This is a genomic window from Micromonospora sp. MW-13, from assembly GCF_003434305.1.
Classification (GTDB): Bacteria; Actinomycetota; Actinomycetes; order Mycobacteriales; family Micromonosporaceae; genus Micromonospora.
In genome coordinates this window covers 138,469-154,011 of the sequence record NZ_QKKX01000054.1, presented here as the reverse complement: position 1 = coordinate 154,011, position 15,543 = coordinate 138,469, and the positions used below count along the sequence as shown (strand labels likewise).

Below are 15,543 nucleotides of genomic sequence, written 5' to 3'. Positions count from 1 at the left end.
AACCTCTCCAACTTACCCGATCGATTCTTCGCAGTCAACCTCGTTGCCGAAGTTTCTTTGCCGATTCGATCGACCCCACGTCGACGCACGCCGAGACCGGCGGTCGTTGCTGTCGTGGGAAGCCGCAGACCGGCCGATCGCCGCTTCGCGGCCATCCGACCGGCTCCTGCCGGCTTCAGCACTCTACCCGGCCGGCTTCGCGATCGCAACTCCGTCTCACCGGTGTTGCGTGCACCACCCAGGTTTCCAGCCTCGCTCGGCGTCTCCGCCCCGAGCCTGGTGCCCGCTCTCGGCCGGTTTGTCCGGCCTCCCGCTTGCAGAGAGAAAGTTACGCGTACGGCCAACGGAAGGCAAATCAGTCCCCGTCGATCTCGCGGCGAGGTCGCCTCGCCGGGGACCGTCCGAACGGCTCCCCCGCACACCAGGCACCGGCGTGCCAGAGTGTCTGGCATGGATGACGCTCCCGCCCTCCCGGCGACCACGCTCGCCGAGGAGGCACTGCTCGGCCTGCTGATGCCCTTCTGGCAACTGGTCATCGGCGCCGTCGTACTGGTCGTCATCCTGGTGTCGGTCGGTCGGCTGGCCCGTCGGGGAAGGTCCCGGATGACCACCGCTCTCCTGGTCACCGCCGCCGCCATCGCCGGCCTCACCGTGATCGGCGTCCTGCTCCAGGGCTGACCACCGGACAGGCCCCGGCCGCCCTGGAACTGCCGTCAGAGGCGGCGGTTGGCCAGGCTCGGCAGCTCGGCCCGGATCGTCCGGAGCCGTTCCAGGTCGAGGTCGACGACGGTCAGGCCGGGGCCGTCCGGCACCTGGCCGAGGACCGTTCCCCACGGGTCGACCACCATGCTGCGGCCGAAGCAGGTGCGCCCCGGCTCGTGGTCGCCGGTCTGACCGGCCGCCGCCACGAAGCACTGGTTCTCGATGGCCCGGGCCCGCAGCAGGACCTCCCAGTGGTCCCGCCCCGTGTGCAGCATGAACGCCGCCGGCAGTACCAGCAGCTGCGCGTCCCCGTCCGTGACCAGTTGCCGGTAGAGCTCGGGGAAGCGCAGGTCGTAGCAGATCGACAGGCCGACCCGGACGCCCTCGACGTCGACCACCACGGGCTTCTCTCCGGGTGCGACCGTCGCCGACTCCAGATAGGAGACCCGCCCGGGAATCTCCACGTCGTACAGGTGGATCTTTCGGTAGCCGGCGACCAGCGTGCCGGACCGGTCGAAGACCAGCGACGTGTTGAAGGTGTGTTCCGGATCCGGGCCCACCTCGTGGAAGGACCCCGCGACCAGCCAGATCCCGAGCCGGCGGGCCACGTCGGCGAAGAACCGGCCCACCGTGCCGTCGACCGGCTCCGGCGCGGGCAGACCGGCGGCGGGGCCCAGGTAGTCGACGTACTCCGGGAGGACGGCCAGGTCCGCGCCGGCCGCTGCGGCGCGGACCAGCAGGGCCTCCGCCGCCGCGAGGTTGGCCGCCCGGTCGTCGCGGGCGTTGAGCTGGCAGACGGCGACACGCATGGCCCTCAGCGTACGGCCGGAAGAGCCCCCGCGACAGCCTCGGACTGCTCCGGGGCCGCCGCGGGAACGCCGCTCCCCCGATCCGGGGGAGGATGGGTCAGGCGGACTTCTCCTCGCGGTCCCCGCGGTCCCGCCGGGCCCGGCGGCCGTTGAACTCCCGCGGCACGATCGTCGGGTTGACGTTCTCCAGGACCACCTCGCGGGTGATCAGCACCCGGGCGGCGTCGGGGTTGCTCGGCACCTCGTACATCGCGGAGAGCAGAACCTCCTCGATGATGGCGCGTAGGCCACGGGCGCCGGTGCCGCGCAGCATCGCCTGGTCGGCGATCGCCTCCAGGGCCGGCTCGTCGAACTCCAGCTCGACGCCGTCCAGCTCGAAGAGGCGCTGGTACTGCTTGACCAGGGCGTTGCGCGGCTCGGTGAGGATCCGCACCAGGGCCGTCCGGTCGAGGCTGCGCACGTTCGTGATCACCGGAAGCCGGCCGACGAACTCGGGGATCAGCCCGAACTTCAGCATGTCCTCCGGCATCACCTGGCTGAAGATGTCGTCGGTCGACCGGTCGGAGATCGACCGAAGCCGGGCGCCGAAGCCGGTGCCGCCGTGGCCGGTGCGGGCCTCGATGATCTGGTCGAGACCGGCGAAGGCGCCACCGCAGATGAACAGCACGTTGGTGGTGTCGATCTGGATGAACTCCTGGTGCGGGTGCTTCCGGCCGCCCTGCGGCGGCACGTTGGCCACCGTGCCCTCCAGCATCTTCAGCAGGGCCTGCTGGACGCCCTCGCCGGAGACGTCCCGGGTGATCGACGGGTTCTCCGACTTACGGGCGATCTTGTCGACCTCGTCAATGTAGATGATGCCGGTCTCGGCGCGCTTGATGTCGTAGTCGGCGGCCTGGATCAGCTTGAGGAGGATGTTCTCCACGTCCTCGCCGACGTAGCCGGCCTCGGTCAGCGCGGTGGCGTCCGCGATGGCGAAGGGGACGTTCAGCATCCGCGCGAGGGTCTGTGCCAGGTGGGTCTTGCCGCAGCCGGTCGGCCCGAGCAGCAGGATGTTCGACTTGGCCAACTCGACGGCGTCGCTGCCGGAGCCCGGCGCGCCGGCCGCCTCGGCCTGGATGCGCTTGTAGTGGTTGTAGACCGCGACCGCGAGCGCCTTCTTGGCCTGGTCCTGGCCGACCACGTAGTTGTCGAGGAACTGGCAGATCTCCATCGGCTTGGGAAGCTCTTCCCACTTCACCTCGCCGGACTCGGCCAGCTCCTCCTCGATGATCTCGTTGCAGAGATCGATGCACTCGTCGCAGATGTAGACCCCTGGGCCCGCGATGAGCTTCTTGACCTGCTTCTGCGACTTGCCGCAGAAGGAGCATTTGAGTAGGTCGCCGCCGTCACCGATCCGTGCCACCTACGTTCTCCCTGCACTCATCGGCCGGTGCACCGGCCATGACTTGCGGACGCTGCGCTCCGTCCGTCTCTGTTCGCCCGCCGGACCGACCCGACGCAGCGGTACCGATCCGACGTTACCCGCTGGCGGGGGTTTCTCCGACCCCCAAAACGGGCGTGTCAGAGGCCGGCCGGGAACCCGCCCGGCCGGCCTCCGACCCCGATGCTGGCCTCAGCCGGCCGCGTTGGCGGCCAGCAGGCCCTTCTTGCGGCTGGTGAGGATCGTGTCGACCAGCCCGTACTCGCGGGACTCCTCGGCCGTCATGATCTTGTCACGGTCGATGTCCTTGCGAACCTTGTCGACCGGCTGGTTGCAGTGCCGGGAGAGCATGTCCTCCAGCTGCGTCCGCATCCGCAGGATCTCCCGGGCCTGGATCTCGATGTCCGAGCCCTGCCCGTAGCCGCCCTCGGTGGCCGGCTGGTGGATGATGATCCGCGAGTTCGGCAGCGCCATCCGCTTGCCCGGCGTACCGGCGGACAGCAGCACGGCGGCCGCGCTGGCGGCCTGGCCGAGGCAGACCGTCTGGATGTCCGGCCGGACGTACTGCATGGTGTCGTAGATCGCCGTCATGGCGGTGAACGAGCCACCGGGCGAGTTGATGTACATGATGATGTCGCGGTCCGGATCGGTGCCCTCAAGCGTCAGCAGCTGCGCCATCACGTCGTTGGCGGACGCGTCGTCCACCTGGACGCCGAGGAAGATGATCCGGTCCTCGAAGAGCTTGTTGTACGGGTTGGACTCCTTCACCCCGTACGACGTGCGCTCGACGAACGACGGCAGGACGTAGCGGTTGTGCACGGCCGCGAACTGGGGCGGCAGGCTCAGGTCGGTCATCGTCAGCTCCTCGCTCAGCTCAGGGTCCCGGCGCCTTCCGGAACCTGCGTGGCCCCGGTGATCACCTTGTCGATGAAGCCGTAGTCCATGGCCTCCTGGGCGGTGAACCAGCGGTCGCGGTCCGAGTCCGACTCGATCTGCGCCTGGGTCTGGCCGGTGTGGTGCGCGACCCGCTCCTGGAACATCCGCTTGGTGTAGAGCATCTGCTCCGCCTGGATGGCGATGTCGGAGGCGGTGCCGCCCATGCCGCCGGACGGCTGGTGCATCATGATCCGCGCGTGGGGCAGGGCGTACCGCTTGCCCTTGGTGCCCGCGCAGAGCAGCAGCTGGCCCATCGAGGCCGCCATGCCCATCGCCACGGTCGACACGTCGTTGTCGATGAACTGCATGGTGTCGTAGATCGCCATGCCGGAGTAGACCGAGCCACCCGGCGAGTTGATCCAGAGGTTGATGTCGCGGTCCGGGTCCTCCGCGGCGAGCAGCAGCAGCTGCGCGCAGATGCGGTTGGCGACCTGGTCGGTCACCTCGCTGCCCAGGAAGATGATCCGCTCCTTGAGCAACCGGTTGTAGACCGAGTCGTCGAGGTTGCCAATGTTGTCGCCACCGCGGGCCTCGATCGCCCGGAGCGGCTTCGCTGGGATGTGCATGTCGGTCATGGCAGCCCTTCGCTCTCCGTACCGTCTTCACCGACACTAACCGCTCGCCCGGGTGGCATAGTCCCGGTCGGGGCGCTTTTCGCTCTCAGCGCAGCCCCTCGCAGACGTACCCGGAAAAGGGTTTCGGCCGCCGCCCACCGGGACCGGTGGACGGCGGCCTCACCCGACGATCAGTGCTCGTGGTCGTGGTCGTGCGCCCCGTCGCTCTCCGCGCGGATCGCGTCGAGGCTCACCTCGTTGCCCGCCGAGTCCTTGATCTTGATGCGCTCCATCACCGAGGCCAGCGCCTTGCCCCGCCGCACGTCGCCGAAGACGGCACCCGCCGCGCCGGAGCGGACGAGCTGGTCGTAGTACTGCTGCGGGGCCATCCCGGCGCGCTGGGCGCGGTGGACGATCTCGTGGCCGAACTCGTCGTCGGAGACCTGGACGTCCTCGGCGTCGGCCAGGGTGTCCAGCAGCAGTTGGATCTTGACCCCGTCGGTCGCCGCCTCGTTCAGCTCGGCGTCGATCTGCTCCTCGGTCTTCTCCTCGGCGGCGAGGTACTCCTCCAGGGAGGCGCCGATCCGCTCGAGCTGGTCGATCATGGCCTGTTTGCGGCTCTCGACCTCCTCGCGGATGACGCCCTCCGGCGCCGGCACCTCGGCGGCCTCGACGAGCTGCTCGAGGGCCTTGTCCCGGGCCGCGTAGATCTGCTCGACGCGCTTGCCCCGGGTGACCTTCTCGCGCAGGTCGTCGCGCAGCTCCTGGATGGTGTCGAACTCGCTCGCCAGCTGCGCGAAGTCGTCGTCGAGCTCGGGCAGCTCCTTCTCCTTGACCGTGCGCACGGTCACCGCCACCTCGGCGTCCCGGCCGGCGAAGTCGCCGCCGACGAGCTGGGTGGTGAAGGTGGTGCTCTCGCCGGCGGCGAGGCCGACGACGGCCTCGTCCAGGCCCGGCAGGAGCTGCTTGCTGCCGACCTCGTGGGAGATGTTGGTCGCCGAACCGCCCGGGACGTCCTCGCCGTCGACGGTGGCGTTCAGGTCGATCTGGACGTAGTCGCCCTCCTGGGCGGCCCGCTCCACGGTCTTCAGGGTGGCGAACCGCTCGCGCAGGTTCTTCACCTGCTCGTCGATCTCGCTGTCGTCGATCTGGAGCTCGTCGACGGTGACCTCGACGGTGTCCAGGTCCGGCAGGGTGATCTCGGGCCGGACGTCGACCTCGGCGGTGAAGTTCAGCGAGTCACCGTCGTTGAACTCGGTGATCTCGACCTCGGGGCGGCCGAGGGTCTTCAGGTCGTGCTCACGGACGGCGGCGAGGATGTTCTGCGGGATCGCCTCCTGCACCGCCTCGTTGAGGACGGTGCCCCGGCCCACCCGCTGGTCGATCACGGCGGCCGGCACCTTGCCCCGGCGGAAGCCGGGCACCTGCACCTGCGAACCGATCTCCCGGTACGCCTTCTTGAGGCTCGGCTCGAGCTCGACGAACGGCACCTCGATGGCGAGCCGCACGCGCGTCGGGCTCAGAGTCTCGACGGTGCTCTTCACAGGCGTACTCCTTGACGGATCTCAGTTGAGTCTGGGCGTGATTCAGCCCATCGAGTGTAGGCGAGCCGGCGCGGCCCTCCGGCAGCGCCCGGGGGACCGCGCGGAATACGGCGGCTCCCGGGGCGCCCCGGCCGCGGACGACAGTCGGGGTGGCGGGATTTGAACCCACGGCCCCTCGCTCCCAAAGCGAGTGCGCTACCAAGCTGCGCCACACCCCGTGGCGACGAGAAGTGTATGCCTTGGCCGCCTGCCCGGAGTGCCGGGGCGTCACCCGACACCCCGAACCACCCCGACGTGCCACCGGCACCCCGATCGGACGTCCGCCACCCACCACCCGCCACCCGGCGCCCCGGCTGGCCGCCGTGCCGCCGTGCCGCAGGCGAGAACCGCCGTCCCGTGGTGTCCCGCCGAGACCCGACCAGCAACGCAGCCGAACACGTCAACGCGCCCCGCTGACGTGACACGTCAAACGTCCCGGAGACCGGGAGCGGGACACGTCCGCGCGCACCCCCGGGGCCGGGTGGGGACAAATTCCCGGAATGTGTGGCCATGCCGCGCCGGATGGCCACACATTCCGCGGATCTGCGCGGATCTTGGCGCGGGATCGCGGCGGGCGAGCGGGGCCAGCCTGGGCGGGCGGTGAGATACGGATGCGCGGCGGGCTCGGGCACCGGGTAGGCTGTCGGCGCGCCACGTACACCGGGGCGCACGCGGGCGTAGCTCAATGGCAGAGCTTCAGTCTTCCAAACTGACGGTGCGGGTTCGATTCCCGTCGCCCGCTCCACACCTTCCGGCCCAGGTCAGCGGCGTGATCGCCGGGCCTCTCCTGCTCAGGTGGGTAGGGCGAATGGGTGACCGCGGCCGGGTTTGCGTCACGTGCCCTAGGGTCACGCAGGCGCGCACCACGATTCGGCGTCCAGGGCGGTGAGCTTCCCGCCGGATCGCCGCGGCCAAGCGACTACGACTGGTGCGAGGCCGCCTGCTGATCAGCACCGGCCAGCTATTCCCCTGCCGCGGTACGGGCCGGTTCGAAGTCAACCACCGTCGCGTCGTCGTGTTTCCTCCCGCGCTGCTCAGCGCCTGCCGGGCCACCTCGATCCAGCACGGCTTCGCCGGCCGTCGACTCGAAGTTGGTCACGATTCGGGCATCGGCTAGCGTGCGCGCTCGTGAAGCGTTTTCGGGCTACCTCCGCTCTGTTGACCTGCGCCTCCCTGCTGGCTCTCGCCGCCTGTGGCGGGGAGGACACCGCGAGCACGGCCGGGTCCGCGCCGTCCGCCTCCACGGCAGCCTCCTCTGCGGCCACCTCCGTCTCCTCGGCGCCGTCCTCCACTGCTGCGGCCGGCACCACGGGCGGCGCGAGCGACAAGAAGCTCTGCGAGGCCGCGAAGAAGGCCGGGGACGACATGAAGGCGGAGCTCGTCGCCGCCTTGAAGTCCGGCAACGAACCGTCGCCGGCCATGTTCAAGAAGATCCTGACCGCTCTGGACGAGAAGGTGACCGCGTTGGCCTCCACCGGGGGCGACAGCAAGGTGGCCATCGCGCTGAGGAAGTTCGGTGCGGAGGCCGCCAAGGCGGCATCGGCCACGAACCCGGCGGACGCCGCCGACAACCCCGCCTTCGAGAAGGCCGGCGCGGACATCACTGCCGCCTGCAAGGCCGCCGGAGTCAGCGTCACTTTCTGACGGCACGGCCCTCAGCGGCCGACTCGCCACCATCGCGGCTGTCACCGCGGGCCACCCGACTCGCCTTGGTCGCTGCCCCCGTCGTCGTCGGGGGCAGCGTGGTGACAGCCGCGCACGTCGCCTCGGGCACAGCGACCGGCGATTTCTCGACCGGAACAAACGAACACCTGGGCAGGTCCAGGTCCGGGTTCGACTCCTGTCGCCCGTTCCATACTCGACCCACATCGTTGTTCGTCGGAACGCGGCGGCCGAAGGCTCTTCTTCTCGGCGCGCCGCAACCGACGCGACGAGAGTCGGAGATCAGTCACTCGGCCCGGTCCTGCGCGGCCTTCGGAACTGCCACCGTTGGTCGGCCTCGGCTAGCCTGGATCACACGTGGTCGAAGCCGGGAGGCGCGATGGAACTGTGGCTCAGAATCGACAACGATCCGGCCGGGACCGCGGCGACAACGCTCTATCGTTGGCTCGCCCGCGACCGGCAACTCGCCCGGAACGTGCGGCTCTCGCCGGCCACCGGGGAACCGGCGGACGGGGAGATGACCGGCGGCTCGTTGGAAACGATCAACGTCGTTCTCTCCAACAGCATCGCACTGGCCAGCCTGATCACCTCGATCGTGGCGTTCCGCAAGGCGCAGAAGCAGCAGCGGGACAGCTCCGGGAACCCGATCGTCGTGTTGCTGGAGCGGCCGGGCAGGTCCGTCGCCATCGACGACGACTCCACGGCCGAGGACGTGGGCGAACTGCTCGACGCGGCGGATCCCGCCGCGGCCGGGGTGGCCTCCGATGGCGACGCTCGCTGATCCGACCGCCTCCCGCGCCGTTCTGGTGGGAGTGCCGGAGTACCGCTCGCTGCCGCCCCTGCCGGCCGTGGGCGAGAACGTCAGCGCGCTGCGCCGGCTGCTCGCCGACCCGGCGGTGTGGGGGTTGCCCACCGAGAACATTCTCGTGCCGGACCTGTCCGGGCCGGACCCGCTCGACGCCGTGCTGGGCGGGCTGCGCTCGGCCGCCAGGGAGGCCACGGACACCCTGCTCGTCTACTACGCCGGTCACGGCCTGACGAACCCCCTGACCGGGGAGCTCATCCTCGCCCTGCCCGGCGCCGAGGACCTCGACCGGTACTGGCGGGTGCTGCTCTTCGACCAAATCCGGCGCGGGCTCACGGACCCCACCCTGGCCGCCACCCGCCGGGTGGTCGTCCTGGACTGCTGCTACTCGGCGCTGGCCCTGGCCGGTGACATGGGACCGGCGCCGGACCACACCGACGTGGCCGAACTCACCGAGGTCAACGGCGCCTTCGTGCTGACCGCCTGCGCCGAGTCGGAGACGGCGAAGGCGCCGCCCGGCGCGCGGTACACCGCCTTCACCGGTGAGCTGATCACCGCCCTGGAGGACGGTGTCGCCGACGGTCCCGAGCTGCTCGACCTGCACACGCTCTACCGACACCTCGCCACGGTCCTGGCTGGGAAGCGCTGGCCGGTGCCCCAGCAGCGCAGCCGCAACTCGATCGGGGACCTGGCCCTGGCCCGCAACCGGGCCTGGTCGGCTCCCGCCGCCGCCCCCGTCGAGGGGAACGACGCGGGGCGGGGCGGACCGGTCCGCCGGAGTCTCGCCGTCCCGGCGACCGAGCGCGCCCGCCTGCTGCAGCGCGTGGGCAACTTCCCGGGTGCGGCGGCGGCACTTCGCGAGGCCGCGGTCGACCAGGAGCCCGAGGCGCTACGCCAGCACATCAGGCAACTCCGTCGCGCGAATCGGCACTCGGAGGCCGCCGCGCTGTGGCGGCTCACCGAGGGCGTGTAGGGCGACGAGGGCACGCTCGCCGGGCCGGCGGGCCCGGTCAGGCCGACGGTAGCCCGTCGAGGCTGCGTTCGGCCCGGCGGCGCAGGTCCGCGTCCAGCGGAGTGCCGCGATCGGCGGCCTGCCGGGCCTGCGTCACCGCTTCCGCGCGTTCCTTCCAGGCGGCCGGGTCACCGCCGAGATGGGGCTCGAACAGGTTCCAGTTCAGCAGCACGAGTCCGATGACTTCGGCGGTGTCGAGGCGGTCGAGCGGGTCGAGCAGGTCGACCGGGACGAGCGGGACGCCCTCCGGCCCGCCGTGCCAGCGCCCGGCGTCGACCGTGGCGGTCCCGGTCCGGCGGCTCAGCTCCGCGCCCCAGTCCTCACCCCACGAGCGGGTCAGCCGTTCGCGGACGTGGGCGCGCAGCGCCAGGTCCCGGTCGATCCACCAGCCGTGCAGCGTCCCGGTCAGCACCATGCGGCGTACCTGCTGGGCGAATTCCGGGGACAGCAGCGCCACCGTGGCCCCGTCGGGGCGGATCAGGCCCAGCCGGCGCAGCAGCGCGACGTCCTGCGAGTCGATCGTCAGGTAGGTCCGGGTGAGCACCTGGTACAGCAGGTCTCCCCCGCGTCCGCCGGTGTCGGCGTTGAGGTTCGTGATGGAACGGGTGAACTGGTCGCGGAACTGCGATTCCACCTGCTCCCAGGCCAGCCCCACGTCCAGCCGGTCGGTCAGGTGCGTCTCCACGAGTTCGTGGCAGAACAACTCGATCAGGTACGGGTGGTTCCCGGCCCGCTGGACGATCTCGGTCCGCAGGCCGGTGAGGTCGACGCCGGCGTCGCCGGCGCGGGCCAGCATCGCGGCGACCTCGTCGTCCCGGAAGGGGCCGACCGGCCGCCGCATCCCCATCACCCCGTCGAGCGTCGAGTGGGCCACGGCGGCCAGCTCGATCGACTTGATCGACCGGCGGGACAGGGTCACCAGCCCGGCGGAGTAGTTCTTCTCGCTGACCAGGTCCCGTAGGAGCTGGAACTCGACGCGCCGGAAGGCCTCCGCCTGGTCGAACTCGTCGAGGATGACCCCGACCCCGACGCCGGCGCGGTACAGGGCGGTGAAGAACGCCTCGAAGCACTCCTTCAGGTCCAGCCACTCGGTGCTGCTGTGCACCGACAGCTCGATGTCGTTGAGGCCGGCGAGCCAGTCGGGCGCCGCGCCGTCCCCCGGCTGGTTGAGCCGCTCGGCCTCCTGGCGCACCCGGGCGACGACGGCCCGGAACACGTCGGCGCCGCTCTCGTACGCGGCGACGCTGAGGTAGACCACGAGCAGGTCGGGCCGATCGACCGCGAACAGTTCCTGGGCGCGGCGGACCACGCTGCTCTTGCCCATCCGGTGGTTGCCCTGAAGGCTCAGGTTGGCCGGGCGCGGGCCCCGCCAGGAGTTCTCCAGCAGTCGCAGCAGGTCCCGCCGGCCCACGAACCGTTCGGCGGTGGCCACCTGCCCGACGCCGAGGTACGGATTGACCGTCATGGCTGCCGACCCTAGCGCCCCAGCTCGATGGACGCCCCGACATGGTGCATCAGCAGCCAGTCCTGGTAGAGACGGACGACGATCCGGTACGCGCCTCCCTCCTTGCGGACCACGTCCCGGATCACCAGGTCGTTGAGCAGCTCGGTGAGGTTACCCGTGCCGAGGTAGCCGGCCTGTACCCGTTCGATGGTGGCCAGTCCCTGGCGGGAGGCGACCGCCACGGCCAGCAGGACGGGGCGGAAGTGTTCGGCGGTGGGGGCGTCCGGTTCGGTGTAGCCGGCGGTCTCCAGGTTGTCGAAGTCCTCCTCGCCGAGGGAGTCCAGCAGTTGTTCCCGGACGAGTTCCACGTCGGCCTCGGTGACCAGCGGGGCCCGGTTGAGGTTCATCTGCTCGACCAGGGAGAAACAGAACTTCTGGATGTAGAAGGCGCTGCCGCCGGTCAGCTCGACTATCCGGTCCACGGCGTGTTGCCGGTACCGGCTGTGCCCGTCCCGGCCCCCGATGAGGATGGGTCGTTCGATCAGTTTCCGGGCGTTGATGTCGTCGAGGTAGGTGACCCGCTCCCGGGCGAACACCACGAAGACGTTGGCGTGCTCGCGGATCACCCGTTCCAGCGCGTCCTGGCCCACCACGACGAGGTGGAAGACGCGCCGCTCGATGATCGCCTTCAGCGCCTGCATGAACGACTGCGGCAGCAGGCCCTTGCGGATCCACTCGTCGAAGTACTGGAACTCGTCGATCAGGACGACGATGTGTGGTGGCCGGTCGAGCGTGGCGAAATAGTCCTCGATGATGGAGATGAAGTCCACCACCGGCTGCGGGCTGGCGGCGAACTGTTCCCGGGTGATGTGCTCGGCCAGGCGGGGCCGGCCGGCGCCGGCCGGGTCCTCGAGCAGTTTGCGGCCCGTCCGGTTGAGGATCTCCCAGAGCAGCTCGCCGAGCAGGGCGTGCGCGCCGCGGCCGACGTGGCCGACCTCGGGGTTGAAGCTGCCGATGTTGCCGAGGTCGACCACGATGAGGTTGTTGGACTCCCGCCGCTCGCTGAGCCGGTCGATCAGCCGGAACCGGATGGAGGACTTGCCGGCCCGCTTCTGGCCGAAGATCGCCACGCCGGTGCCCGGCACCGGGGCGAGCCGGAGCCGGCGTTCGATGTTGTCGAGCAGTTCCTCCCGGCCGAAGAACATCTCCGGGTCCTGCACCGGGGCGCCCGTGGAGCCCTGGAAGAACGGGTTGTGGATCTCCTCGAACTTCGACGGGTCGGCGAGCTGGACGGCCAGGCTCGCCTCCACCTGGTCGTACTCGTCGTCGGAGCGGGACCGGTAGAGGAGGGTCACCGGCAGCGAGAACGCGCCGGCCCGGACCCCGCTGTCGCTGACCCGCAGCTTCACCACCAGCACCCGGTGCTGCCCGCCGCTGACCGCGCTGGTCAGCCGCAGCACCTCGTCCTGGGGGATGAACAGGTCCGGCTCGCTGCGGATCCGCAGCTCCCCGGACTCCAGCGGGGCCATGCCCTCCTTGTTGCGGATCTCGATCTGCACCGTGACCAGCCCGTGCTGGTCGCGGTTGCTCTCGGCCAGTGCGAGCGCCAGTTCGGGCTTGGGGCGGCGCTCGGCCAGCAGGTGGTCCTGCGCCTGCTCCACCAGCGAGGCGATGCGGACGGCGATCGGGTCGACGCCCTCGACCGCGAAGCTGGTGGGTGCCTTCGCCACCTCGCTGCGTACCCCCTTCATGGTGTCCGTCACCCGGCGCAGCGAGGCGTCGCGCTCCTCGAAGGACTCGGCGTAGATGAACTGGAGCAGCTCGCGCAGGGCGTCTTCGATCCGGCTGAGGCTCTCGCTGTCCGAGTCGACCTCCGGGCGCACCTCGGAGAGCCGGACCAGGGCGGTCTTGATGACGTCCTCGGCGATCGTCAGTTCGTGCAGGGGCGCCAGGGCGGCGACCATCCGTCGCTGCTCCCGCCCCCAGGCGGCGCCGTACCGCTGCCACGCCTCACGCATCACCTCGAAGGTCGGCCGGCCCGACGGGTGCTCGTCGGACCAGTCCTCAAGCAGGTCCCCGTCGAGGTAGCCGCGGTCGCCGAGGTGCCTGACCGCGGCGGTGCGCAGCTCCGGGTCGTCGTGGATGACCGCGGTGACCCGCTCGGCCGCCACGTCCGTCTGGGCGACGAGCTGCGCCACCAGCGGGAAGATGGCGTTGCCGTGCTGGTCGAGCTGTTTGCGCAGGATCGGCGCGATGACCTCGTCGAGCGGCGCGCCGTCGGGGGTGGAGTCGCGGCGCCAGCTCAGCGCCGGCCGCCCGTCGAGGGAGAGGAAGAACCGGCCGATGGCCAGCCGGGCGTCGCCGCCCCGGGCGGGGTTGCGCAGCCGCTCGGAGGCGGCCAGCGCCTCGCAGTACAGGTCCCGGGCGGCCTCGCTGGCCTGGCGGTCCAGCACCAGGTCGGCCAGCGCGGTGAGGCCGCTGCACAGCCAGCCGTGCAGCTGGTCCTCGTCGTCGTCGCGCCCGTTGGCGCCGTACTCCCGCAGGATGGCGGCGGCGGAGATGTAGCCGTCGGCGCTGTTCTCCCGCTGGTACCCCCGCGAGTGCCCGGCGTTGTCGGCCAGCCGCATCGCGTCGCGGAAGATGGGCTGCTTGTTCTCCCGCTTGCGCTGGTCCTTGATCCCGGCCGCCTGCTCGGAGTACCGGTCCATCACGTAGGCCACCAGGGCCGAGGTGAACAGGCGGTCGATGAACTTGGGCGTGCTGAGGGACAGCTCGTTGCCCTGGCGGATCGCGGCGACCTGGCGGCGGATGTCGTCCGCCCGCTCCGTGCTGTCGTCGCGGATCAGGTTCTCGGCCTCGTCCAGGCTCGCCGAGGTCCGCTGCTGCACGTACGCCATCGCCAGGCCGCGGCGGACTGCGGGGTTCGCCGGGGTGGCGTCGAGCAACGTCTTCCACTCGGGGATCGAGTCCTGCCCGGCGGAGAACTTCACGAACGCGATCTGGTGGAGCAGGTGCCGTCCCTTGGAGCTGGACGGGTCGCGGGAGGCGAGCTGGCGGTGCAACGCCTCCAGCGCGTCGCGGTACCTCCCGGCGGCGATGTAGAAGTCGATCAGGATGTTGTCCAGGGAGTCGCCGGGCGGCACCACCCCGGGGAACTCGACCTCCAGGATCCGCAGCGCGGCCTCCGCGCCGTCGAGCCGTTTGGTCAGCCAGGCGAGGTCCTTCACCGCGCTCTCGCGCTTCGGCCCGCCCGACCGGATCTCCTCCCGGTACGCGTCCTTCGCCCCCTCGAAGTCGCGCTTCTTCTTGTTCAGGTGGTCGGCGCGGGCGAAGTGGTCGCTGGTCGACCGCGCGGGGGCGGCGGGTGCCCGGGGCGCGGGATCGGTCGGCTTCTCCACGGTGCCGCGCGGGGTGGGCAGGAGCCGGCCGGGTGTGCCGAGGCGCCCCGGCGCACCCGGCCGGACGGCCGGTGGGAAGCCCGCGGCCCGGAACCGGATCGGACGCGGCTGCGCCCCCTCGGGGCGCGCGCGGGGCTCCGGTGTCACGCCGCCGGGGCAGGCCTCCTCCACCGCCCGCCGGGTGATGGGCGGCAGGTTGGGGGCGAGGAGCAGGTCACCCAGGGGCGCCCGGGAGCCCGCCGCGTCCAGCACGCCCAGCAACGCGTGCCAGGCCGCCGAATCGATCATCGGGGTGATGTTCCGGAAGTACCGGAGCAGGGCGTACACCACGGCGTCGCGGTCCGCGTGCTTCGCCGCGGCGACGGCCAGCAGCCGCCAGCTCTCCGGGTCGGCGGTGAGGTCCGCCGCCGTGGCGAAGTACTGCTGGGCGGTTGCCGGGGCGGCGTTGAGCAGCTCGATGACCCCGATCAGGTGGTAGAGGTCGCCGTTGACCGGGTCCGCGGTGAGGATCCGGCGCAGGCCCGTCGCGATCTGGCCCAGCCGGCCGAACTTGGGCGCCAGCTCGTTGATGTTCGCCGCGTTGCGGTACCGCTGGTACTCGGCGTGCAGGCCGCTGTACTGGTCCCGGGGGACGTCGATGTCGAAGGACACCTCCACCGGCAACGAGGCCACGGCGCGCAGGGCCAGGTCCGAGGTGACCGCGGTGGAGGCGGCCGGCACCTCGACCGGGACGACCGGCGGGTCACTCCCGGGCGCGGGCATCGCCGGCTGCGGGGGTTGCTCGACCGCCGCCGCCGCCGGGACGGGATCGTCGGCGGCCGGTGGCGGCTGCGGGGCCGGTGCCGGCGGCTCGGCCAGCGGCGGAGCCACCGGAGCGGCCTCGGCCGGAGCGGCCGCCGCCGGAGCGGCCTCGGCCGGCGGGGCCGGCGGGGCCGGCGCGACGGGACCGGCCGGCGGCGCCGCCGGGGCCGGCTCGGCCGGGGGCGTCCCGACCAGGGTTCGCAGCCCGAGAATGCCCGCGAGGGCCAGGACGGTCCGCCCACCGTCGGGCTGCTGGAGTACGAGCCGGTTGAGCGTCAGCTCCACGAGCTGACCGACGAACGGGTCGCCGGTGATGAGACGGACCTCGACATGGTCGCCGACCCGCGCGACCGACTGGACAAAATCAGCGTCCATCACACTCCATTGTCGAATCGCGGCCCGGCGGATGATCCGTCT

11 protein-coding genes and 2 tRNA genes are annotated in these 15,543 nt (G+C 71.0%); 5 read left to right on the top strand and 8 right to left on the bottom strand.

All coding sequences use genetic code 11. The features are described 5' to 3' along the window. The first annotated feature begins 450 nt into the window (after nucleotides 1-450). Nucleotides 451-678 (top strand): hypothetical protein, encoded by a 228-nt coding sequence (locus C5N14_RS24290; protein ID WP_117670964.1) that lies wholly within the window; start codon nucleotides 451-453, stop codon nucleotides 676-678. Nucleotides 679-713: 35 nt separating this feature from the next. Here C5N14_RS24290 and C5N14_RS24285 read toward each other — a convergent pair whose 3' ends face one another. The 6 genes from C5N14_RS24285 to C5N14_RS24260 form a co-directional block, all read right to left on the bottom strand. Further along, the gene (locus tag C5N14_RS24285; RefSeq protein WP_117670962.1) at nucleotides 714-1,511 is read right to left on the bottom strand and encodes a carbon-nitrogen hydrolase family protein; all 798 of its coding nucleotides are present in this window, start codon (nucleotides 1,509-1,511) and stop codon (nucleotides 714-716) included. A gap of 97 nt (nucleotides 1,512-1,608) precedes the next feature. Beyond that, nucleotides 1,609-2,913, bottom strand: a complete 1,305-nt coding sequence (gene clpX / locus C5N14_RS24280; protein WP_117670959.1) for an ATP-dependent Clp protease ATP-binding subunit ClpX — start codon at nucleotides 2,911-2,913, stop codon at nucleotides 1,609-1,611. Nucleotides 2,914-3,123: 210 nt separating this feature from the next. Then, complete coding sequence (locus C5N14_RS24275; RefSeq protein WP_117670958.1) at nucleotides 3,124-3,786, bottom strand: ATP-dependent Clp protease proteolytic subunit; 663 nt, start codon at nucleotides 3,784-3,786, stop codon at nucleotides 3,124-3,126. 14 nt (nucleotides 3,787-3,800) lie between these two features. Beyond that, complete coding sequence (locus C5N14_RS24270; RefSeq protein ID WP_117670956.1) at nucleotides 3,801-4,442, bottom strand: ATP-dependent Clp protease proteolytic subunit; 642 nt, start codon at nucleotides 4,440-4,442, stop codon at nucleotides 3,801-3,803. A gap of 170 nt (nucleotides 4,443-4,612) precedes the next feature. After that, nucleotides 4,613-5,965: a trigger factor gene (tig, locus tag C5N14_RS24265; protein WP_117670954.1), complete on the bottom strand. Its 1,353-nt coding sequence runs from the start codon at nucleotides 5,963-5,965 to the stop codon at nucleotides 4,613-4,615. 144 nt (nucleotides 5,966-6,109) lie between these two features. Then, nucleotides 6,110-6,183, bottom strand: a tRNA-Pro gene (locus tag C5N14_RS24260). 492 nt (nucleotides 6,184-6,675) lie between these two features. Between C5N14_RS24260 and C5N14_RS24255 the strand changes: the two genes are divergently transcribed. From C5N14_RS24255 to C5N14_RS24240, 4 genes are all read left to right on the top strand, one after another. Continuing rightward, nucleotides 6,676-6,749 (top strand) — tRNA-Gly (locus C5N14_RS24255). A 383-nt stretch (nucleotides 6,750-7,132) separates the two neighbouring features. Continuing rightward, entirely contained in the window at nucleotides 7,133-7,648 is a 516-nt protein-coding gene (locus C5N14_RS24250; RefSeq protein WP_117670952.1) for a hypothetical protein, read from the top strand. A gap of 397 nt (nucleotides 7,649-8,045) precedes the next feature. After that, nucleotides 8,046-8,447 carry a hypothetical protein gene (locus tag C5N14_RS32365; protein WP_165878212.1) on the top strand — a complete coding sequence of 134 codons (402 nt, stop codon included), beginning with the start codon at nucleotides 8,046-8,048 and terminating at the stop codon, nucleotides 8,445-8,447. Next, complete coding sequence (locus C5N14_RS24240) at nucleotides 8,431-9,444, top strand: caspase family protein (RefSeq protein ID WP_117670950.1); 1,014 nt, start codon at nucleotides 8,431-8,433, stop codon at nucleotides 9,442-9,444. The genes C5N14_RS32365 and C5N14_RS24240 overlap by 17 nt, the downstream gene beginning before the upstream one ends. Before the next feature lie 37 nt (nucleotides 9,445-9,481). Here C5N14_RS24240 and C5N14_RS24235 read toward each other — a convergent pair whose 3' ends face one another. Next, a complete protein-coding gene (locus C5N14_RS24235) occupies nucleotides 9,482-10,948 on the bottom strand; it encodes an ATP-binding protein (protein WP_117670948.1) in 1,467 nt (488 codons plus the stop codon). A gap of 11 nt (nucleotides 10,949-10,959) precedes the next feature. Continuing rightward, nucleotides 10,960-15,501 (bottom strand): hypothetical protein, encoded by a 4,542-nt coding sequence (locus C5N14_RS24230; RefSeq protein WP_117670946.1) that lies wholly within the window; start codon nucleotides 15,499-15,501, stop codon nucleotides 10,960-10,962. Nucleotides 15,502-15,543 lie beyond the last annotated feature (42 nt).